Source organism: Nocardia sp. NPDC058518, from assembly GCF_042719655.1.
GTDB lineage: Bacteria > Actinomycetota > Actinomycetes > Mycobacteriales > Mycobacteriaceae > Nocardia.
This window is the reverse complement of the sequence record NZ_JBHXNJ010000005.1, coordinates 25,556-45,641: the sequence shown is the minus strand read 5'-3', so window position 1 is coordinate 45,641 and position 20,086 is coordinate 25,556. Positions and strand designations below refer to the sequence as shown.

General features: G+C 68.4%; 18 protein-coding genes and 1 tRNA gene. 13 read left to right on the top strand and 6 right to left on the bottom strand.

Annotated elements, in window-relative coordinates:
* Positions 1 to 26 precede the first annotated feature (26 nt).
* From ACFWPX_RS11040 to ACFWPX_RS11015, 6 genes are all read left to right on the top strand, one after another.
* Complete coding sequence (locus ACFWPX_RS11040; RefSeq protein ID WP_378927549.1) at positions 27 to 1,649, top strand: acyl-CoA synthetase; 1,623 nt, start codon at positions 27 to 29, stop codon at positions 1,647 to 1,649.
* A 126-nt stretch (positions 1,650 to 1,775) separates the two neighbouring features.
* Complete coding sequence (locus tag ACFWPX_RS11035) at positions 1,776 to 3,434, top strand: acyl-CoA synthetase (RefSeq protein WP_378927258.1); 1,659 nt, start codon at positions 1,776 to 1,778, stop codon at positions 3,432 to 3,434.
* 63 nt (positions 3,435 to 3,497) lie between these two features.
* The gene (locus ACFWPX_RS11030) at positions 3,498 to 4,058 is read left to right on the top strand and encodes a hypothetical protein (protein ID WP_378920879.1); all 561 of its coding nucleotides are present in this window, start codon (positions 3,498 to 3,500) and stop codon (positions 4,056 to 4,058) included.
* 134 nt (positions 4,059 to 4,192) lie between these two features.
* Complete coding sequence (locus ACFWPX_RS11025) at positions 4,193 to 5,656, top strand: PepSY-associated TM helix domain-containing protein (protein WP_378927257.1); 1,464 nt, start codon at positions 4,193 to 4,195, stop codon at positions 5,654 to 5,656.
* Between the two features lie 65 nt (positions 5,657 to 5,721).
* A complete protein-coding gene (locus tag ACFWPX_RS11020; RefSeq protein ID WP_378927256.1) occupies positions 5,722 to 6,054 on the top strand; it encodes a hypothetical protein in 333 nt (110 codons plus the stop codon).
* A 37-nt stretch (positions 6,055 to 6,091) separates the two neighbouring features.
* Complete coding sequence (locus ACFWPX_RS11015) at positions 6,092 to 7,672, top strand: alkaline phosphatase D family protein (protein ID WP_378927255.1); 1,581 nt, start codon at positions 6,092 to 6,094, stop codon at positions 7,670 to 7,672.
* A 38-nt stretch (positions 7,673 to 7,710) separates the two neighbouring features.
* Here the strand turns inward: ACFWPX_RS11015 and galK are convergent, their stop codons facing one another.
* Entirely contained in the window at positions 7,711 to 8,817 is a 1,107-nt protein-coding gene (gene galK, locus ACFWPX_RS11010; RefSeq protein ID WP_378927254.1) for a galactokinase, read from the bottom strand.
* A 292-nt stretch (positions 8,818 to 9,109) separates the two neighbouring features.
* Here galK and ACFWPX_RS11005 point away from each other — a divergent pair, with 292 nt between their 5' ends.
* A complete protein-coding gene (locus ACFWPX_RS11005; protein ID WP_378927252.1) occupies positions 9,110 to 10,621 on the top strand; it encodes a diguanylate cyclase in 1,512 nt (503 codons plus the stop codon).
* Positions 10,622 to 10,725: 104 nt separating this feature from the next.
* On the opposite strand, the gene ACFWPX_RS11000 is transcribed toward ACFWPX_RS11005, so the two are convergent.
* The 3 genes from ACFWPX_RS11000 to ACFWPX_RS10990 form a co-directional block, all read right to left on the bottom strand.
* Positions 10,726 to 11,088, bottom strand: coding sequence for a VOC family protein (locus ACFWPX_RS11000; protein WP_378927251.1), 363 nt, complete (start codon positions 11,086 to 11,088; stop codon positions 10,726 to 10,728).
* Between the two features lie 85 nt (positions 11,089 to 11,173).
* Positions 11,174 to 11,941, bottom strand: coding sequence for a DUF6319 family protein (locus ACFWPX_RS10995; RefSeq protein WP_378927250.1), 768 nt, complete (start codon positions 11,939 to 11,941; stop codon positions 11,174 to 11,176).
* A 137-nt stretch (positions 11,942 to 12,078) separates the two neighbouring features.
* Positions 12,079 to 13,254: an alpha-hydroxy-acid oxidizing protein gene (locus ACFWPX_RS10990; RefSeq protein WP_378927249.1), complete on the bottom strand. Its 1,176-nt coding sequence runs from the start codon at positions 13,252 to 13,254 to the stop codon at positions 12,079 to 12,081.
* A gap of 80 nt (positions 13,255 to 13,334) precedes the next feature.
* Between ACFWPX_RS10990 and ACFWPX_RS10985 the strand changes: the two genes are divergently transcribed.
* The gene (locus ACFWPX_RS10985; protein ID WP_378920896.1) at positions 13,335 to 13,559 is read left to right on the top strand and encodes a hypothetical protein; all 225 of its coding nucleotides are present in this window, start codon (positions 13,335 to 13,337) and stop codon (positions 13,557 to 13,559) included.
* 3 nt (positions 13,560 to 13,562) lie between these two features.
* Here ACFWPX_RS10985 and ACFWPX_RS10980 read toward each other — a convergent pair whose 3' ends face one another.
* Positions 13,563 to 14,381 (bottom strand): amino acid-binding protein, encoded by an 819-nt coding sequence (locus ACFWPX_RS10980; RefSeq protein WP_378927248.1) that lies wholly within the window; start codon positions 14,379 to 14,381, stop codon positions 13,563 to 13,565.
* Between the two features lie 261 nt (positions 14,382 to 14,642).
* Between ACFWPX_RS10980 and ACFWPX_RS10975 the strand changes: the two genes are divergently transcribed.
* The 4 genes from ACFWPX_RS10975 to ACFWPX_RS10960 all read left to right on the top strand — a co-directional run bounded on the left by ACFWPX_RS10975 (position 14,643) and on the right by ACFWPX_RS10960 (position 19,038).
* On the top strand, positions 14,643 to 15,410 hold the full coding sequence (locus tag ACFWPX_RS10975; protein WP_378927246.1) for a DeoR/GlpR family DNA-binding transcription regulator: 768 nt from the start codon (positions 14,643 to 14,645) through the stop codon (positions 15,408 to 15,410).
* A complete protein-coding gene (locus ACFWPX_RS10970) occupies positions 15,407 to 16,387 on the top strand; it encodes a 1-phosphofructokinase family hexose kinase (protein ID WP_378927244.1) in 981 nt (326 codons plus the stop codon). The genes ACFWPX_RS10975 and ACFWPX_RS10970 overlap by 4 nt, the downstream gene beginning before the upstream one ends.
* Before the next feature lie 162 nt (positions 16,388 to 16,549).
* Positions 16,550 to 18,754 carry a fructose-specific PTS transporter subunit EIIC gene (locus ACFWPX_RS10965; protein ID WP_378927243.1) on the top strand — a complete coding sequence of 735 codons (2,205 nt, stop codon included), beginning with the start codon at positions 16,550 to 16,552 and terminating at the stop codon, positions 18,752 to 18,754.
* A gap of 26 nt (positions 18,755 to 18,780) precedes the next feature.
* Positions 18,781 to 19,038, top strand: a complete 258-nt coding sequence (locus ACFWPX_RS10960; RefSeq protein ID WP_378920463.1) for an HPr family phosphocarrier protein — start codon at positions 18,781 to 18,783, stop codon at positions 19,036 to 19,038.
* A gap of 52 nt (positions 19,039 to 19,090) precedes the next feature.
* Here the strand turns inward: ACFWPX_RS10960 and ACFWPX_RS10955 are convergent.
* A tRNA-Met gene (locus ACFWPX_RS10955) sits at positions 19,091 to 19,164 on the bottom strand.
* A 345-nt stretch (positions 19,165 to 19,509) separates the two neighbouring features.
* Between ACFWPX_RS10955 and ACFWPX_RS10950 the strand changes: the two genes are divergently transcribed.
* Positions 19,510 to 20,052 carry a transglycosylase family protein gene (locus ACFWPX_RS10950; RefSeq protein WP_378927242.1) on the top strand — a complete coding sequence of 181 codons (543 nt, stop codon included), beginning with the start codon at positions 19,510 to 19,512 and terminating at the stop codon, positions 20,050 to 20,052.
* Positions 20,053 to 20,086: the final 34 nt, after the last annotated feature.

Sequence of the window (20,086 nt, the reverse complement as noted above, 5' to 3'; positions counted from 1 at the left end):
AAAGCAGCGGAGGTAGTCGAGTGAACATGTCACATCTGCGCGAAAGCGTGAAGGCGATCGGCGTACTGCGCGCACGCGGGGTCTCCGATCCCAAGAAGCCGCTCGAGACCCTGCGGACGATGAAGGAATCCAAGATCTACGGCCCGCAGGCCACCCTCGTGCGCCATTCGGCCCGTGTCGCCCCCGATCAGGTGGCCCTCGTGGACGAGCGCGGTGAGCTGACCTATCGCGAACTCGACGAGCAGTCCACCGCCATCGCCCGTGGCCTGCGTGAAGCGGGGATTGTCGAGGGCACGGTCATCGCCGTGCTGGCCCGCGATCACCGCGGCCTGATCATGTCGATGATCGCGGCGGGCAAGCTGGGTGCGCGGATCGCGCTGATGAACACCGGCTTCGCCAAGCCACAGTTCGCGGAGGTGTGCGAACGCGAGAACGTACGCGCGGTGCTACACGACAGCGAGTTCCTTAGCCTGCTCGACGCACTGCCCGCCGACCTGCCGCGCTACCTCACGTGGGTCGACGAAGGCACCGCGCTTCCGCCTGGTGCGACGACATTCGACGATCTGATCGCGAACAATGCCACCGAGGATCTGCCCGCGCCGAGCAAGCCGGGCGGCTTCATCATCCTCACCAGCGGCACCACCGGCCTGCCGAAGGGCGCACCGCGCACCAAGGTCACGCCGATGGCCACCGCGCAGTTCGTCGACCGCGTGCCCTTCCCGAGGCGGGGCACGGCGATGATCGTGTCGCCGATTTTCCACAGCACGGGTCTGGGCACCTGGCTGGTCAACACGATCCTGTCGAACAAGATCGTGATGCGCCGCCGATTCGACGCCGAGGCCACCCTCGCCGCGATCGCCGAGCACAAGGTCGAGATGCTCGTCTGCGTGCCGACGATGCTGCACCGGATGACCGAGCTGCCGCCGGAGGTCCGCGCGAAATACGACCTGTCGTCGCTGAAGGTCATCCTCTTCGCCGGTTCCGCGCTCACCCCGGAACTGTGCATCCGCGCCACCGAGGCCTTCGGGCCGGTGCTCTACAACCTCTACGGGTCGACCGAGGTCGCCATCGCGACCATCGCGAACCCGGCAGAGCTGGCGGAGGCGCCGGGAACGGTCGGCCGGTCGCCGATCACCTGCGAGGTCCGCCTCTACGACGAGCAGGACCAGCCGGTCCAGACGCCGGGCGCGCGCGGCCGGATCTTCGTGCGCAGTGGCGCGCCGTTCGAGGGCTACACCGACGGCAGGCACAAGCAGATCATCGACGGGTTCATGTCCAGCGGCGACATGGGCCATTTCACCGAGACCGGGCTGCTCATGGTCGACGGCCGCGACGACGACATGATCGTCTCCGGTGGCGAGAACGTGTACCCGCAGGAAGTCGAGAACCTGCTGGTCGAGCGGCCCGAGATCTTCGACGTGGCGGTGATCGGCGTCGACGACCCGGAATTCGGAAAACGCCTGCGCGCCTTCGTCGTTCTCGAAGAGGGCCAGGCGATCGAGGCCGCCGAGATCCAGGCGCACGTCAAGGCGAATCTGGCCAGGTTCAAGGTGCCGCGCGAGGTGGTCTTCCTCGACGAACTGCCCCGCAACGCCACCGGCAAGATCGTGCGCCGCACCCTCATCGACTATGAGGTCTCACAGGGATAGACCCGGGTTACTACGGAGTAGACAGCACGGCCGGATCGCTTGCTAGTGTTAGCAACAGCACTGGATCTCGAAGACGCGGTCCGGCCTGCGGTTCTGCGCGGGCTCGGTCTGCCGGAAGGCTGTTCGATGTCTCTGTCTCTGCCCGCGCTAGGTACCACCGCCCGACGTGCCGGTGATTTCGCGCTCGGCGTCAAGGTCATGGTGGATCGCAAGCTGTTCAATCCGCTGCGCCTCGACCACGCCGCCCGTTCGTTCCGCAATGTCTCGAAGTTCGGCCCGTTCGCCGGCGTCGTCATGCACGCCGCGCAGAACAGGCCGCAGGCAGGCGCGATCGTCGACGAGCTGGGTGAGATCACCTTCGGCGAACTCGACGCACAGGCCAACGCGTTCGCCCGCGGCCTGCGCGCCAGCGGGATCAGCGAGGGCGACGTGGTCGCCGTGCTGGCCCGCGACCATCGCGGCATGGTGTTGAGCCTGCTCGCGGCGGGCAAGCTCGGCGTGCGCGCGGTGCTGATGAACACCGGGTTCGCCAAGCCGCAGTTCGCCGATGTCGCCGCCCGCGAGAAGGTCAAGGCGGTGCTGCACGACAGCGAGTTCCTCGACCTGATGAGCGCCATCCCCACCGAGATCCCGCGCGTACTCACCTGGGTCGATGAAGCGCACGGCGCCGACCCGTCGATCCCGACCGTGGCGTCGCTGTCGGCGGGCCGTTCGGACGCCGCGGTCGACGCGCCGAGCAAGCCCGGCGGCATGGTGATCCTGACCAGCGGCACCACCGGCACCCCCAAGGGCGCACCGCGCGACAAGGTGAGCCCGTTCGCCTCGGCGCAGTTCGTGGATCGGGTGCCGCTGCCCAACAACGGCACCATGATCATGGCGGCGCCGATCTTCCACGGCACCGGCCTGTCGCAGTTCACCCTCGGGCTCGCCCTCGGGAACCGGGTCATCTTCCAGCAGCGCCGATTCGATCCGGAGCAGACTCTCGCCAATGTGGTGAAGTACAAGGCGGATTCGCTGGTCGTGGTGCCCACCATGTTGCAGCGCATCCTCGATCTGGACGAGCAGATCCTGGCGAAGTACGACCCGTCGACGATGAAGGTCATCTTCGCCGCGGGCTCGGCGATCGCGCCCGACGTGGTGACCCGAACCCTCGACTACTTCGGTGATTCGCTCTACAACCTCTACGGGTCCACCGAATGCGCGGTGATGACCGTGGCCACCCCCGAGGATCTGCGCAAGGCGCCGACCACCGCGGGCAAGGCACCGGTCGGCATCCGGATCGTGTTGCTCGACGAGAACCGCAAGCCCATCACCGCGCCGAACGTCACCGGAACGATCTTCGTCGACAACGGCTTCGCGTTCACCGGATACACCGACGGCCGGACCAAGGAGATGGTCGACGGGATGATGTCCAGCGGCGACGTCGGCCATTTCGATGCCGACGGGCTGCTCTTCATCGACGGCCGCGACGACGACATGATCGTCTCCGGCGGCGAGAACGTCTTCCCGTTGGAGGTGGAGAACCTCATCGCGGGTCGCGCCGACGTGTTCGAGGCGGCGGTGGTCGGTGTCGACGACCACGACTACGGCAAACGGCTGCGCGCGATCGTGGTGCCCGGCCCGGAGTCCAAGCGTGACGCCAAGGAGATCAAGGACTTCGTCCGCGAGAACCTGGCCCGCTACAAGGTGCCGCGCGAGGTGATCTTCGTCGACGAACTGCCCCGCAACGCGACGGGCAAGCTGCTGCGCAAGCCACTGGTCGAGATGGCGGTCGAGGCGGACTGAGCAGGCAACCATAGTCCGCCCGATCGTGTCGGGCGGGCGATTGCCGTCGACTATTATCAGCGCGTGATCATCGGGTTCGAGCAGGCGTCCGCGCCGTCGCGTGCTGTCGGCGCGCGGCTGCGTGGCGCCTGCGCGGGCTCGATGTCGGGCGCGCTGTCGTTGGCGGCGCACGGTATGGCCGCCGGTGGGGCGCTGCCGGGCAGCACGGCGATCGTGTTGCTGGCGGCGGCCTCGGCGATTGTCGGTGCACTCGTCGCCGGGGTGGGTCCGCTGCGCAGCGGTGCGCTCGGACTGGCGGCGGTGTTGCTGGGCGGTCAGCTGATCGGCCACACCACGATGAGCTGGTCCGGGCACTCGCACTCGGCGGACGATTCCCTCGGACTCGGCATGCTCACCGCTCACACGGTCGCGGCACTGCTCGCGGCCGCGGTGATCGTCGGCGCCGAAGCCGCGTACCGGATCGGCAGCGCCGTCTTGGCGCGCATTCTGCCGCTGCGCTACCGAACTCCCCGCATCCCCGACCCGGCGCCCCTGCGCCTGACCTACCGCGACCGCGTCATCCTGCGAATCTTCGCCACGCCGTCGCTGCGCACCCGCGCTCCCCCGCTCGCGATTCCTTTCTGAACTCTCCCTCACCCGGTGCACGGATTCTTCGCCGTGCACTGCCCCGTGCGCATCGAGCGTCCGCCGAATTGTCGGTGCCTCGATGTGCGATCGGCTGTGCCCACCGGGTCCAAGTACTCCAGAAATGAATCAGCATGAGCATCACGGACACTCGTCCGGCCGAGGAGAACTCCCCCTCGGCACCACCGGTCTCCGGTGAACGTCCACGTTCCGGCTCGCGCCGCGGCTTCCATCTCTACCCGCTGGCCCTGCGCCTGCATTTCTACGCGGGAATCTTCATCGCACCGTTCATCCTGATCGCCGCGCTCACCGGCGCGCTCTACGCGATCGCGCCGACGATCGAAGGGTTCGTCTCGCGCGATCTGCTCCGCGTCGAAACCACCGGCCCCGAGCAAGCCCTGTCGACCCAGGTCGGGGCGGCTGTCGCGGCCCGTCCCGATCTGACGCTGGTCGCGGTCGCCCCGGCACCGAACGAGGGTGACACCACTCGCGTCCTGTTCAACGATCCGACGCTCGGCGATTCCGAGCGGCTGTCGGTGTTCGTCGACCCGCACACCGCCCAGTCGGTCGGCGAGTCCGTGGTCTACGGAAGCGGTGGCGCGCTGCCGCTGCGGACCTGGCTCAGCGAGTTCCATCGCAGCCTGCACCTGGGCGAACCCGGCAGGCTCTACAGCGAACTGGCCGCGTCGTGGCTGTGGGTGATCGCGTTGTTCGGGCTGGTGCTGTGGGTGCATCGGGTGCGTAAACGGCGCGACCGCAGGTCCGCGCAGTGGTTGCTCAAGCCGGATCTGTCCCAGACCAGGCGTCGAAAGATGAACTGGCACGGCGCGATCGGCGTGTGGATCCTGCCCGTGGTGCTGCTGCTCTCGGCCACCGGCATGACCTGGTCGACCTATGCGGGCGAGAACGTCACGAAGCTGCGCGAGGAACTCAGCTGGACCACACCCTCGGTGAGCGTCGCCCTGCCGGGTGCCGGGTCCGCGGGTGCCGCACCGGCGCCGAGTGACCACCACAGCGCAGGCCACGTCGCACCGGCACCGGTAGACCCCGCGGCTCAGATCGCACAACTCGATCGGGTCTACGACGTTGCCCGTGCCAGCGGCATCACCCAGGGCGCGGAAATCTCCATCCCGGCAACGCCCGCGAAGGCGTTCGGCGTGAAGGAACGGCGCCTGCCCGGCACCTACACAATCGATTCGCTCGCCGTCGACGGGTCGACCGGCACGGTCACCGATCGACTGGCGTTCGCCGACTGGCCGCTGATGGCCAAGCTCACCAACTGGGGCATCGCTTTCCACATGGGTCTGCTGTTCGGCCTGGTCAACCAGCTGCTGCTGCTCGCGATCATGGGTGGCCTCGTCACCGTGATCGTGCTCGGTTACCGCATGTGGTGGCAGCGTCGCCCCACCCGTAGGGCCGCGCTGCCCGTCCCGCCACGGCGTGGGGTGCTGCGCCGCACGTCGGCATGGATCACCGTTCCGCTGGTCGGCGCGGCGGTCGCTCTCGCTTGGTTCATCCCGCTGATCGGGGTGAGTTTGCTCGTCTTCCTGCTGATCGATATCGCATTGGGACTCGCCGCGCGTGCGGAGAAGGTGTAACGCATGGCTAACTATCGAGGAAACATCCCATGTAACCCATGAACCTCGATGATCGGAGCTTCCCCATGAGAACCTCAGCTCGCGCAGTTGCGATGTGCCTGGCCGCTCCGGTCGTCGCGATCGCCTTGACCGGTGTCGCCGCGGGTACTGCCGCTGCTGATCCCGGTTGCCAGGGGTCGATGAACGGCCCGTGGGCGTTCAACGGTGGATGTTACGGCGGCGAGGGCACCTACCGGCTCGAGGTCGACTGCATCGGATACAACATCGCGCCCTTCGCCGTCGGGCCGTTCACGATCCGCCAGGATCTGCCCGTCGGCCAGGCGGGCACGGTGGCGTGCTTCGGTCCGAACTGGTCCAGCGCGGGCTGGGCTGTGGGTTCGCGGATCTTCCGGCTCTGACACCGCATCGCGCGGACTGGGCCCCTAGGATCCGATGATGCCGCTGTCCCGTCGACAACTCCTGCGTACCGGCGTGGCAGGTTCGATCGCCGCGCTGGTGGGGGTGTCGGCGGTGAGCAGTGCGAGGTTCGCCGCGCCCCGGTGGCTCGGCGAACCGTTCTCCCTCGGGGTCGCGTCCGGCGAACCGACCTCGGACGGGGTGGTGCTGTGGACGCGCCTGGCCCCCGATCCGCTCGCACCCGACGGGTACGGCGGGATGGCCCTCGACGCGGTGACCGTCGATTACGAGGTCGCCGAGGACGAACGGTTCACGAAAGTGGTGGCCAGGGGGTCGGCGGTGGCCACCCGCGCACTGGGCCACAGCGTGCATCCCGAGGTTGCCGGGCTGGCACCGGATCGCTGGTACTACTACCGATTCCGGGCCGGCTCGGCGATCTCACCGATCGGCCGCACCCGCACGGCGCCGCCACCGAACAGCCCGACCGAGCGGCTCCGGTTCGCCTTCGCGTCGTGCCAGTCGTGGAGTTCGGGCTACTACACCGCCTATGAGCATCTCAGCGCCGAAGACCTAGACCTCGTCGTCCATCTCGGCGACTACATCTACGAATCCTCCTGGGTCCTCGCCCGCCGCGGCGCGCGGATGCCGCCGCAACTCGCCGGCGAGGCGGTGGATCTGGCCGGCTACCGATTGCGCTACGCCCAGGCCAAGGGCGAAGCGCCGCTGCAAGCCGCGCACGCGGCGTTCCCCTGGCTGGTCACCCTCGACGACCACGAACTCGACAACAACTGGGCCGGTGACAGTCCCGGCCTCGGACTCGACGTGTACCGCCTCCCGCCGCTGTTCCGGCGCCGCAAAGCCGCCGCCTTCCAGGCCATGTACGAGCACCAGCCGATGCGCCTGGCCCAGCTGCCCGCAGGCCCGTCGATGCACCTGCACCGGCGCTACCGGTTCGGCGATCTGGCCGAGTTCACCATGATCGACACGAGGCAGTACCGCACCCCCCAGGCTTGCGGCGACGGCTCCGCGGTGATCGGATGCGCCGACCGGTTCGCCACCGACCGCACCATTCTCGGTGCGGCCCAACGTGACTGGCTCGTCGACGGCTTCGCCACCTCGACCGCCCGCTGGCAGGTACTCGGCAACCAGGTCGCCATGGCCCAGTCCGACTACGACCCCGGCCCCGACCTGCTGCTCGGCACGGATGCGTGGGACGGCTATGTCGCCGACCGCAATACGGTGCTGGCCGCCGCCGCCGACCGCGCTGTCGAGAACCTGGTCGTGATCACCGGCGACCGCCACGAGAACTACGTCGCCGACCTACGCCGCGACTATGCCGATTCCGAATCCCCCGTCGTAGCAACCGAGTTCACCGGAACCTCGATCAGCACCGGCAGCGACGGCGCCGACCTCACCGACGCGGGCCGCGCCCTGCTGGCCGCCAACCCGGACATGAAGTTCTACAACCGCCAGCGCGGCTATGTCCGCGTCGACCTCGACCATCGGCAGTGGCGCAACGACTTCCGCGTCGTCCCGTACGTCAGGCGACCGGGCGCCCCGATCAGCACGCGCGCGAGTTTCGTTGTCGAGGAAGGAATCCCCGGCGCCGTCGAAGCGTGAGGCCATGGATCCGGGGTGCTGAACAAAAGGACAACTGTTCAATCCAGTTTGTGCGCACCCGCGGCGGGCTCGACGGTGAAGACACGGGGCGGGGCGAAACCCGTGGTGGTGAACCGGTTGATGATGTACTCGGCGACCTGGTCGGCGTGGTCGACCAGGGCGATGATGCTGCCACCGAAGCCGCCGCCGACCATGCGCGCACCGTGGGCGCCCGCGTCGAGTGCCGCGTCGACCGCGAGATCCAGGGTGGGCGCGGATACTTCGAAGTCTTCTCGCAGCGATCGGTGCGAGGCCGTGAGCAGCTCACCGATCGCCCTCGGGTCCGCACCGGTGCGTAGCCGGTCGGCGACGGCGAGTACCCGCGCGTTCTCGGTGACCACGTGCCTCGCGCGGTGTCGTAGTAGTGGATCCCGCAGGTGGAGAAGGTCTTCGGCGGTGGCGTCGCGCAGGGCGGGCAGGTTCAGCGCGTCGGCGGCGGCTTCGCATTGCGCTCTGCGTTCGGCGTATCCGCCGTCGGCCAGGTCGTGCGGGTTACCGGTGTCGGCGACGATCAGCGCCAATCCGGCGGCGTCGAGATCGAACGGAATCTGTTCGGCGGCAGTGGTTTCCGCGCTGGTGAACGCACGGATGTCGAGGAACAGGGCGTGGCCTTCGGTGCACAGGATCGAGGCGGACTGGTCGAGCAGACCGGTCGGCACTCCGGCGAAACCGTTCTCCGCCGCCCTGGCGATCTCGACCATGTTCCGATCGGTGAGTTCGGGCGCGAACAGATCGCGCAGCGCGATCGTCACCGCGCAGCACAGGGCCGCCGACGAGGACAGACCCGCACCGATCGGCACCGCGCCGTCGAGTTCGAGGTACACCCCGTCGACTCGATGGCCGCCGCGGACGAACTCGTCGACGACGCCGAGCGGATAGCGTGCCCAGCCGGGCAATCGATCCCGTTGCGCCACAAGATCGCGCACCCGCACCTCGACGACATCGCCGGGCCGCTGTGCCGAGGTGAGCCGCACCAGCCCGTCACCGCGCGGTCCGGCCGCGCAGACCACACCGAGCGACAGCGCGATGGGCAGTACGAACCCGTCGTTGTAGTCGGTGTGCTCGCCGATGATGTTGACCCGGCCCGGCGCGATCCACTTGTCCACCCGTACTTCCCTTCCGCTTCCTGCGACGATGTCACCACCGAACACCGCGTAAAGCACTCGCGGGACACCGGGTACCGAATCGGTATCCGGCAATGCCCGCAACGCATCGACAGCAGAGCCACGGACGTGTCATGATCGACTGAGTTGTAAAGGTTTTGAGCGTCGGCGCTTGTCGGCTGGGGATTGTGCTCGAACAACAACACTCGGTGTTCTCGGCCGATACTTCGAGTGATTCACCGGCCTCTCATTCGATCGACGTTCGTCGCGTGCGCAGCAAGATCGAGGGGGGCTGATGATCATCAGCGAGAGACGCTACGGAAGCCTGCGACGGTGCGTGCTGCTGCTCGGCGCGGCGGGGGCCGTGCTGCTCGCGCCGCTGGCGAGTGGCCGGGCGCTGCCGTTTCTGCTGCTCATCGTGATCGTCGCGGGATCGCTGGCGATGATCGGATACGGCATGTACAGCCATCGGCCCACGCACCGGTTGCCCTGGTACCTGCTGGCCGCCTCGGTGCCGCTGTTCGCCACCGGCACCGCGATACGCGCGCTCGGGCTGCACCCGAGCTGGCATCCGGTCGACGATCTGTGTACCTTGGCCGCCTCCCTGTGCCTGGGCCTGGCCGCCGTCGGCTGGCTGCAGCCGCACAGACTCCGCAACGCGCGCGACCTGTGGCTGGACTCGACGCTCATCGGACTCAGCGCGCTGCTGGCCTCGTGGACATTCCTGATCTCGCCGATTCTGCGGCAGGGCACCGGGTTCGTCGATACCGCGCTGGCCGCGAGCTATCCGGTGATCCATGCCCTGCTTGCCACGGTGCTCGCGCATTCACTGGCCACAGTGGTTCGCTCGGAGACGTCGCTGCGGTTGTTGCAGGCGGCGCTGATCGCCGTGCTCATCGGCGGCTTTCTCGAAAGCCTCACTGCCGCAGGCACAATCGCGGTAGATCCCGAGGTGGCGGTGGTGCCGCAGCAGTGGGCGTATCTGCTGGCCGGGCTGGCCGCGGTACAGCCGACGATGGGCGCGCTGCGCGACGCCGAGGATGTGGGACCGCATCGATCGCGGCAGCGGGCGGGGATGATCGCGGTGGCACTGGTGGCGGCCTCACTGGTCAGCGTGGTCGGCGCCGACCTCGGGGTCCTCGACCGGGTGGTGATCTGTTCGCTGCTCACGATGCTGCTCGTCGGGGTGCTGGTGCGTAGCGAACGCGCCATCGCCCGCAGCATGCGCAGCGAACGCCGAGCGCATTACCAGGCCGACCACGACCTGCTCACCGGCCTGTTCAACCGCGCCGCCCTGCTGCGCGCACCCAACCGCTACCGCGAGCAGTGGGCCGGAAAACCGGTGTGTCTGCTGTTCATCGACCTCGACGGCTTCAAAATGGTCAACGACAGTTACGGCCACGCCGTCGGCGACGAACTCATCGCCAACGCCGCCTCCCGCATCCGCCGCACCACCACCAGCGCCGACCTCACCGCCCGCTACGGCGGCGACGAATTCGTCGTGCTCGGCCCCCGCACCCGCACCGAAGCCGCGGTCCTGGCCGAACACATCCTCGGCGCCTTCATCCGCCCCTTCGAACTGAGCTGCGGTGAAATCCCCATCACCGCCAGCATCGGCGTCGCCTGCCTGACCACCCGCCCCACCGAGACAACGATCTACGACCTCATCCGCACCGCCGACGCGGCGATGTACCACGCCAAGGAATACCGCCTCGGCCTCAGCTTCCACGACGAACTGCGAAAGCCCACCCCCCGCCGCGCGCACCTCAGTTCCGCGTCCCCGCGAATTCAGCGAGTCGCCAGGTAGCTCGACTGTTCGCTATCGGCCTTGCGTCATGTGCGCGTGCGGAATCTCCGGGACGAAACCGGACATGTCGGCCCGTTGTGTGCGGTGGCGAGATCCTCTCGCTATCAGCTGCCAACCAGGCAGAACGGGTGACCGGCCGGATCCAGCAGCACGCGCCACCGTTCGCCGCCCGGCTGGTGGTCCGGCCTGACCGCGCCGAACCCCAGCGCCAACTTCTCCGCCGCGTCGAGGTCCTCGACCCCGAAGTCCAGGTGCAACTGCTGCGGCACGTCCTGACCGGGCCACCGCGGGGCCCGGTATCCGTCGACCCGTTGGAAGCCCAGGTCGCAACCCGAACCATCGGTCAGGGCGACGAAATCGTCAGCGTCATAGCCGATCCGCATGCCTGTCAGCTCTTGGTAGAACCGGGCCAGAGCCCGGGGATCGGCGCAGTCCAGAGTCACGCCTCGCAGTGTGGCGATCGGCATCGTCACTCCTTGGTCATCCATGTTCGCGAGCCGCGCGGCGGCCGCCGCAGGTAACCCTGATCAGTGGGCGCGACTTCCGACGTGCTCAATCCCCCAACTCCTCCAACAGCTTCCGGGCCGCCTCCAGCTCAGCCTGCAGCTGCGCGACCTTCGCCTGCTGAACCCCCCGAGCAGCCTCCAGAATCCCGGCCACCACTTCCTCCACCTCGGGATGCAGGATCTTCGCGGCCTGGGCGACGGCGGCGCTGCTGACAGCCATTCCCTTCACGCTGCGCTTCTTGCCGTTGACCACATCGACGGTCCACTCACCGTCGGCGGTGCCGGTGAGCGTGACGGTCACCTCGGGAGCCTTAGCCTTGCGCACCGCAGGAGCTTTCGCGGGCCGCGGTGTCGCCGGAGCGGACGCGGACGCGGGCTTGGGGGCGTCATCGGATACCGGGGCGAGCGACCTCGGCGCGGGCGTAGCAGTGCTCGGCAGGGTCGACGGCTGGGTCACAGTGTTGTCCTTTCGGTTGCTCGGCGCGGGGACACTTTCCGGGCGGGTCCGTGCGGATCCGCCCGGCGCTACCGTAGTCCCGCGGGCCGGCTTGGTCAGCGTCACCTCGCTCGGGCCGAACGAGAGCACATCTTTGGAACCGGTGGGCCGCACCTGCAGGAAGTCGCCGGCGGACGGGTCATCGAGCGCGACCACCTTGCCCGACTTCCCCTCGGCGACACCGACAGCGGCGGCGGTGAACCACACCATCGGCGGTTTGCCCTCGGCGAGCTCGCCTGCGATACGCGCGAGCTCGGCGTCGGACAGTACCGGCGGTGCTGATCGGCGGGATGCGGACTTGGTGCTCGGCGAGGACATCGTGGACTCCGGGGGTTGGTGCTACTGCGTGGTGTGTGGCACCGATGATGCCGCACGGCACCGACAAGTTCTCGCCCGAGCCGCCCACACGGCCCGAAATCCCCCTCCTGCGCGGGAATTCCGGGCCGCGACACCCCTCAGCCGCGAGCGGCGTTACCGCGCGTGGTCGGCCGAATGTTCTCGCGCACCGCGGCCACATCGCGATAGCCGTTGACCGCCATCAACAGGTCCGCTTCGGCGGCGTAGCTGCGCAGCAGATGCACCAGACCGCGCACCCCGCCCAGCGCGAGCGCGTACACATACGGCCTGCCGAGCCCGACCATCGTCGCACCGAGTCCGAGCGCCTTCACCACATCGGCACCCGAGCGCACCCCGGAGTCGAACAACACCGGCACCCGGTCGTCACAGGCGGCCACGACCGCGGGCAATGTCTCGAGCGCGCTCAGACCACCGTTGGCCTGGCGCCCACCGTGATTGGAGCAGTAGATGCCATCGGCGCCGAAGTCGATCGCCTTGCGCGCGTCCTCGGGATGGGAGATGCCCTTGAGGATCAGCGGCAGATCGGTGATCGAACGCAACCAGCCGAGGTCGTCCCAGGTCAACGAGTTACCGAAGGTCGCGATCCAGTGCAGGACAATCATTTTGGGGTCGTCGGAGCCGACCATCTTCTGGAAGACCGGGTCGCTGGTGTAGTTCTTCAGCACATGCCCACGCAGCTGCGGGAAGTTTCCGCTGGCCAGGTCGCGCGGCCGCCAACCGGGCACCCAGGTGTCGAGGGTGACGGTGATACCCGCGTAGCCCGCGGCCTCGGCGCGGTGCACCAGACTCTCGGCGAGCTCACGGTTCTTCGGCGTGTAGAGCTGGAAGAACGAAGGCGTGTCGCCTGCGTGCGGACGCACGTCCTCGAGCGGATCCTCCATCAGCGTCGAGTACATCGCGGGCACACCGGTCTGCGCCGACGCCTCGGCGACCGCGATATCACCGTGGCCTTTCTCGCCGACCAGACCGATCACTCCGACCGGCGCGAGGAACAGCGGGCCGGCGAAGGTGTGGCCGAACGCGGAGACGGTGAGATCGCGCTCGGTGGCGCCGACCAGCATCCGGGGCACCAGACCCCAGTCCGCGAAGGCTTCGGCGTTACGCCGCTGCGTGAGCTCGTCGCCCGCCCCACCGGCGATATAGTTCAGCAACGAATCCGGCAGTGCCGCAGTGGCTTTGCGTTCGAGCGTCGCGTAATCCATGGGAAATTCGGGCTGGATCCCACCGAGCGCGGCCAGGTAGATCTCGTTCTGATAGTCGGCGAACTGACTCATTGCAGCACTTTCGCACGCCGACCGGGGTTCACGGACCGCAGGGGGGATGTAAGGTGCGTCATACTCGAAAATACGAGATTGTGAGTGCCCCTGTCGTGACCGTCGTCGAACACTCGGCTGCGCCCGCCGATCCGGACGCCCTACTCGCCGACCGCTTCCATTGCGATGCCATCCGCCATCTGACCCGCCTCGCGCTCGGGCTCTCCCAGGATTCGATGGATCTGCTGACCTCGGTCACCGATCGACTGCGGGCCGCCGAGGGTGCCCTGCGCGATCCACTCACCAGCGACCTCGGCTTCGACTGAACCTCACCGCCGCCGTGCGGTGAGCGCCGCCAGATCGGCGAGCCGATGCGCGCGGGCGATCTCCGCGGGGGTGAACGGTTCGTCCGGGCGCACGAAACCCCAGCGACGGTCGTCGCGGTCCAATTCCAGCAGGGTGCCCTCGCCCGGTTCGCTCACCTGCGGAGCGCCCGGCGCGAGGTAGCGCGCGCCGAGCAGTTCGGCGACGGCCAAGGGCAATTCGTCCGGATCGCCGACGATGCGGGCGGCGATCGCGAGCGCTTTGGTCTGTCCGTCGATCAGCGACAGCACCGTCGCGGGCCAGACCCGCACCCCCGAACCTCCCGCGTGCTCCACGGCAGCGGTGATCGCGTGCGCGGTGACCTCGGCGGGCGCGGCGACGACGAGTTCGTCGAGTACCGCGTCCTCGAGTTGGTGTACGTGCACGGTGAGAATGTTGGCCTCGCGGTGGGCGAGCTGTTTGGCCAGCGTCTCGAGCGCGCCGGGCCGGTCGGCCAGGCGCACGCGGATCCGCCAGAGCGCGGGCGCGGAGTCGAGGCGATCGCGATGGCGTAGTTCCGGGCTGTGCAGCCAGCCGCCGAGCATCCGCATCGCCGACGGTTCCACCACCCAGATCACCAGGATCGTGGTGGTGATCGTCAGCAGCGTGACGGTCACCAGGTACGGCGGATGCAGGTGCACGACCAGGGCGTGCAGCGCCAGTTCCACCGGGAACACCGCGGCGAGTTTGGCGAGCGTGAGCCTGGTCCGTCCCGGATGCGGCAGTCTGCCGCATACCTCGCAGGCCAGGGCGGTGACACGGGGTCGCACTGCGAATCGCCACATGCGAGTCAGCGTCTGTGGCATTCGTGTCGATCTTGGACGAGGTGCGTAACAGCGATGTGAAAGCCGATGCGAAAGCCGTTGACCTGCACAGACTTCCCCGGTGATGCCGAACACCCGCGTGGCCGGGGTGTGACGGCAGGCACTTTTTCCTCGATAGTCAGCGGCAACATTTGTGACTCGGCTCACCAAAATTCATTGACAAACCCACACAAATGGGCATAAAACAACATGAGTACAGATTCACGGAGACCGGAGGAACCCATGTACGCCGAGGAACGGCAGCAGGCGATCGCGACCCTCATCGGGCACCGTGGACGCGTCTCGGTCGCCGAACTCGCCGACCAGTACGGGGTCACCACCGAAACCGTGCGCCGCGACCTCGCGGTGCTGGACCGGCTCGGGGTGATCCGGCGGGTACACGGGGGCGCGGTCGGCGCCGGTGCGCTCACCACGTTCGAACCGGGCACCGCCGAGCGCGACAGCACCCGCGCCGCGGAGAAGGACCGGATCGCCGAACTCGCGCAGCGGTATCTGCCGAGCCCCGGCGGCAGCGTGCTGTTCGACGCGGGCACGACGACGGTACGGGTGGCCGCGGCCATGCCGATCGACGTCGACCTGGTCGCCGTCACCAACTCGCTGCCGGTCGCCACCCGCCTCACCGGGTTCGCCGGTGTGCGGTTGCACCTGCTCGGCGGGCGGGTTCGCGGAATCACCCAGGCCGCCGTCGGTGCCGAGACCTTGCGGCTGCTCGGCGAATTGCGGGTCGACGTCGCGTTTCTCGGCACCAACGCGCTGACCGTGCGGCACGGGCTGTCGACCCCCGACCCGGAGGAGGCGGCCGTGAAACGCGCGATGATCGCCGCCGCCGATCGGGTCGTCGTGGTCGCCGACGCGAGCAAGATCGGGCGCGAGGACTTCGTGCGCTTCGGCGATGCCGCCGATCTCGACGTCCTGGTCACCGATACCGACATCCCGGCCACCGCGCACGCGGCACTGGTCGCCGAAGGAATCGAGGTGGTGCTCGCATGATCGTCACGCTGACCGCGAACCCGAGTGTCGACCGCACGGTCACCCTCACCGAGCCGTTGCGGCGCGGGCAGGTGCATCGCGCGGCGAGCGTCACGTCGCATCCCGGTGGCAAGGGGGTCAATGTCGCACGGGTGGTGGCCGGCAGTGGGGCGCCGGTGCTGGCTGTACTACCAGGGGCCGAGGACGACCCGGTGGTGCACGGATTACGCACGGCGGGAATCGAATTCCGCACGGTGCCGGTGGCGGGCGGGCCGCGGGTGAATCTGACCATCGCCGAAACCGACGGCACCACGACCAAGATCAACGAGCCCGGCTATCCGTTGACGGCGCGCGATCTGGCCGAGCTCACGGCGGTGCTCGTCGAGCTGGCCGCGGGGGCCGAGTGGATCGTGCTGTCCGGGTCGCTGCCGCCGGGTGTGCCCGTCGACTGGTACGCGCGGCTCGTCGCGACGTTGTCCATGCTGCGCGGGAACGGAACTCGCCGCACCCGCGTCGCCGTCGATACCTCCGATGCCCCGCTGCTCGCGCTGTTCGCCGAATCAGTCTCTGCCACACCGGATCTCATCAAACCGAATTCGGCGGAACTGGCCCAGCTCACCGGTCTCGATGCCGTCGACCTCGAAGTTCCCACGGCAGCGGCCGAAGCCGCCTCGACCCTGATCGATCGTGGCGTCGGCGCGGTCCTGGCCACCCTCGGCGCGGCAGGCGCGGTCCTGGTCACCGCCGAAAACGCGTGGTTCGCCGCCGCCCCGCCGATCGTCCCACGCAGCACCGTCGGCGCAGGCGACTCGGCGCTGGCCGGCTACCTCCTCGCCGACCTCGCTGGCGCCTCCCCCGCGGATCGCCTCCGCACGGCCGTCGCCTACGGCAGCGCCGCGACCGCGTTGCCCGGCACCGAACTGCCAGGCCCCGCCGACATCATCCTCGAGGCCGTCACGGCCCACCCACTCACCGCCGCCGAACACCCCGCGCCATGACCGCCCCAGAACAGCACGGAATCCCGCCGCGACCATCGCCGTCGAATTCGACCGTGCGGCTGCCACCTGGCTCTCGATCGCACGGATTCGCCACTCGCCCCGACTGATCCGCCCAGAACCCCATCCCTGCCCGCTCCACCCCCACTCCGGAAAGACACGACGATGGCCGATTCGATCATCACTCCCGACTTGATCGCACTGGACGCCGACCTCGGCGCCGACAAGAACGCGGTGATCACCGCGCTGGCGGTGAAACTCGCCGCCGCGGGCCGCGCCACCGGTGCCGCCGCGGTCGCGGAGGCCGCGCTGGCGCGGGAGTCGCAATCGGCAACCGGTCTACCCGGCGGCATCGCGATCCCCCACTGCCGAGCGGCTGCCGTCTCCACAGCGTCGCTGGCCTTCGCCCGGCTCGCCCCCGCCGTCGACTTCGGCGCCCCCGATGGGCCCGCCGACCTGGTCTTCCTGATCGCCGCCCCGGAAGGCGCGGGGGCCGAACACATGAAACTGCTGTCCTCGCTGGCTCGCGCACTGGTCCGGCCCGCGTTCGTCGCCGATCTACGCGCGGCCACGACTCCGGCAGCCGTGGTCGCCCTCGTCGACGGCGTCATCAATCCCCCACCAGCCGCGACCGGATCGACCGCTGCGGGTTCGACGAGTCCGGCTGGGTCCAGTTCGGCGGCCGACGCAGGCGTGGCGGGTTCAGAACCGGCCACGCCTCCCGCCTCCGGTCTATCCGCCGACGATGACGGCGTCGGTGCTGCTGCTGTTTCCAGCGCGGGAGCCGGTGGCGGCACGGCCGCGCCCATCGGGGATGCGGGCGACGCCGACAGCTCGGCCTCAGCTGGGGATGCCACCACGAGCGGTTCGCCGGCCGACAGCGCATCGACCGGCGCGCCGAAGAAGATCGTCGCCGTCACCGCCTGTCCCACCGGCATCGCGCACACCTACATGGCGGCTGACTCCCTGGTCGCCGCGGGCGAACGCGCCGGAGTCGACGTGGCGGTGGAAACCCAGGGCTCGAGCGGCGGTGACACCCTCGATCCGGCCACGATCGCCGACGCCGACGCCGTCATCTTCGCCACCGATGTCGGGGTGAAGGACCGCGGCCGGTTCGCGGGCAAACCGGTGATCGAGTCCGGCGTCAAACGCGCCATCAACGAACCCGACACGATGATCGCCGAGGCCGTCGCGGCGAGTACCACCCCGGGTGCCGCCACGGTCGGCGGCGCCGCGCCCGTGCCCGCGCCCTCGCAGACAGCGGCCAAGGGCATCGGCTGGGGCACCCGCCTGCGACAGATCCTGCTCACCGGTGTGAGCTACATGATCCCGTTCGTCGCCGCGGGCGGTCTGCTGATCGCGCTGAGCTTCCTGCTCGGCGGCTACGAGATCTCCGACAGCGCGAAAACGATCGTGCTCGACAACTCGATCACCGACCTGCCCGACGGTGGTCTGGCCACCTATTTCGGTGCGGTGCTCTTCCAGATCGGCTCACTCGCCTTCAGCTTCCTCGTCCCGGCGCTGGCCGGATACATCGCCTTCGCGATCGCCGACCGTCCCGGCTTGGCGCCTGGTTTCACCGCAGGCGCGATAGCGGTCTTCGTCGGCGCGGGATTCCTCGGCGGCCTGGTCGGCGGCCTGGTGGCCGGATTCGCGGCCCTGTGGGTGAGCAAGCTGCCGGTACCGACGTGGGCCCGCGGGCTGATGCCGGTGGTGGTCATCCCGCTGCTGGCCTCGGCCATCGTCGGCGTCTTGATGCTCGTCCTGCTCGGCAAGCCCCTTGCCGCCGTGACCAGCGGACTCACCGACTGGCTCAACGGCCTGTCCGGCACCTCCGCCATCGCGCTGGGTGTCATCCTGGGCGTGATGATGTGCTTCGACCTCGGTGGTCCGGTCAACAAGGCCGCCTACTCGTTCGCCGCTGCCGGGCTGTCGGTCACCGACACCGCGACCCTGCGGATCATGGCTGCGGTGATGGCCGCGGGCATGGTGCCACCGCTGGCGATGGCACTGTCGACCCTGCTGCGCCCCCGTCTCTACACCGAGGCCGAACGCGAGAACGGTAAGGCCGCCTGGCTGCTCGGTGCCTCGTTCATCTCCGAGGGCGCGATCCCGTTCGCCGCGGCCGACCCGCTGCGGGTGCTGCCGTCGATGATGATCGGCGGTGCGGTGACCGGCGGGCTGATCATGGCCACCGACGTCACCCTGAGCGCGCCACACGGCGGCATCTTCGTGTTCTTCGCGATCGGGCATCTCGCCTGGTTCCTGGTGTCGCTGGTCGCGGGCACCCTCGTAGCCGCGGCCTGCGTCACCCTCGCCAAGGAATTCACCGGCAAGAAGTCCGTCGCCCCTGTTCTCACCACCGCGTAATCCGTTCGCACACAAGGAGATATCCCATGGCAAGCACCACCGTCACCGTCGGCTCCTCGGTCGGCCTGCACGCGCGCCCCGCGGCCCTGATCGCCGAAGCGGTCGGCGCGGCGGGCGTTCCCGTCACCATCGCGGTCACCGGCGGCGACCCGGTAGACGCGGGTTCCGCGCTGATGATCATGACCCTCGGCGCAGGTCAGGGCGCCGAGGTGACCATCACCAGCGACGATCAGCCGACCCTGGACAAGATCGCCGAGCTCGTCGCCAGCGACCTCGACGCTTAGTCTCGAATAACGCGAAAGGCCCGGAACCAGTGGTTCCGGGCCTTTCGTTTTGTAGCGGGGACAGGATTTGAACCTGCGACCTCTGGGTTATGAGCCCAGCGAGCTACCGAGCTGCTCCACCCCGCGTCGGTGTGAACACAACATTACACACAGGTGCGAGCAGGTGCCAAATCGCGAGGTCAGCACCAGTTTTCCGACCGATTCGCCGCGCAACACCACACGTCGAGGTCATCGAATGTGGCAGCCATCACACATTCTGGCAACCACGCGCGTCGGAGGCGAGTTTCGGTGAGCGGCGTCACTATCACCTCGTGATCCCGAACACATAACGGACCAATAACAGACCGACCGGAATCTAGGTATTCCCACTGGCTATGCAGCGTAAACATTGATAAGACGCCTATTCCATTCATAGAATCCGCTCGTTATCAAGATGTGATCGGTGCCGATTCATTGGTTAGCGTCTCCCCCATGACTGAGACCCGGAAATTCAGCACCCGCGCACTTGGCGTCGCCGCCATCACGGGCGCCCTGGTTGCCGTTCCGTTCAGCCTCGCCACCGGCACCGCCTCCGCCGCCGCCTACAACTGGGACGGCGTCGCTCAATGCGAGAGCGGTGGCAACTGGGGCATCAACACCGGCAACGGCTACTACGGCGGGCTGCAGTTCTCGCAGAGCACCTGGGCGGCCAACGGCGGCCAGGGTTCGGCGCACAACGCCAGCAAGGAAGAGCAGATCCGCGTCGCGGAGAACGTGCTCGCCAGCCAGGGCGTCGGCGCGTGGCCGCACTGCGGCCAGTTCCTGCAGTCGGGCGCGTCCGAGCCCGAGGTGGCCGAAGAGCCCGCCGTCGAACTGCCGGTCGAGCTGCCCGCCGAGGCGAAGACCGATGTCCAGGCTGCCGTCGACCAGGCCAAGGCCGCGGGCCAGGCCCTGGCCGACCAGTACGGTGTCTCGGGTCAGTACCGGGACCTGCTGAACGCCAATGCTCCGCTGATCGCTTCGATCGGCGGCTGATCCACCGTTCCCCCTGCACAAGAAAGGCCCCGTC

What these genes read in the sequence shown, in the direction of transcription:
- ACFWPX_RS10990 (WP_378927249.1), bottom strand. Translation starts at nt 13,254, where the DNA reads ATGAGTCAGTTCGCCGACTATCAGAACGAGATCTACCTGGCCGCGCTC.
- ACFWPX_RS10995 (WP_378927250.1), bottom strand. Translation starts at nt 11,941, where the DNA reads ATGTCCTCGCCGAGCACCAAGTCCGCATCCCGCCGATCAGCACCGCCG.
- ACFWPX_RS10965 (WP_378927243.1), top strand. Translation starts at nt 16,550, where the DNA reads ATGGCCGATTCGATCATCACTCCCGACTTGATCGCACTGGACGCCGAC.
- ACFWPX_RS11040 (WP_378927549.1), top strand. Translation starts at nt 27, where the DNA reads ATGTCACATCTGCGCGAAAGCGTGAAGGCGATCGGCGTACTGCGCGCA.
- ACFWPX_RS11015 (WP_378927255.1), top strand. Translation starts at nt 6,092, where the DNA reads ATGCCGCTGTCCCGTCGACAACTCCTGCGTACCGGCGTGGCAGGTTCG.
- ACFWPX_RS11020 (WP_378927256.1), top strand. Translation starts at nt 5,722, where the DNA reads ATGAGAACCTCAGCTCGCGCAGTTGCGATGTGCCTGGCCGCTCCGGTC.
- ACFWPX_RS10960 (WP_378920463.1), top strand. Translation starts at nt 18,781, where the DNA reads ATGGCAAGCACCACCGTCACCGTCGGCTCCTCGGTCGGCCTGCACGCG.
- ACFWPX_RS11000 (WP_378927251.1), bottom strand. Translation starts at nt 11,088, where the DNA reads ATGCCGATCGCCACACTGCGAGGCGTGACTCTGGACTGCGCCGATCCC.
- ACFWPX_RS10975 (WP_378927246.1), top strand. Translation starts at nt 14,643, where the DNA reads ATGTACGCCGAGGAACGGCAGCAGGCGATCGCGACCCTCATCGGGCAC.
- ACFWPX_RS11035 (WP_378927258.1), top strand. Translation starts at nt 1,776, where the DNA reads ATGTCTCTGTCTCTGCCCGCGCTAGGTACCACCGCCCGACGTGCCGGT.
- ACFWPX_RS10980 (WP_378927248.1), bottom strand. Translation starts at nt 14,381, where the DNA reads ATGTGGCGATTCGCAGTGCGACCCCGTGTCACCGCCCTGGCCTGCGAG.
- ACFWPX_RS10970 (WP_378927244.1), top strand. Translation starts at nt 15,407, where the DNA reads ATGATCGTCACGCTGACCGCGAACCCGAGTGTCGACCGCACGGTCACC.
- ACFWPX_RS11005 (WP_378927252.1), top strand. Translation starts at nt 9,110, where the DNA reads ATGATCATCAGCGAGAGACGCTACGGAAGCCTGCGACGGTGCGTGCTG.
- ACFWPX_RS11025 (WP_378927257.1), top strand. Translation starts at nt 4,193, where the DNA reads ATGAGCATCACGGACACTCGTCCGGCCGAGGAGAACTCCCCCTCGGCA.
- ACFWPX_RS10950 (WP_378927242.1), top strand. Translation starts at nt 19,510, where the DNA reads ATGACTGAGACCCGGAAATTCAGCACCCGCGCACTTGGCGTCGCCGCC.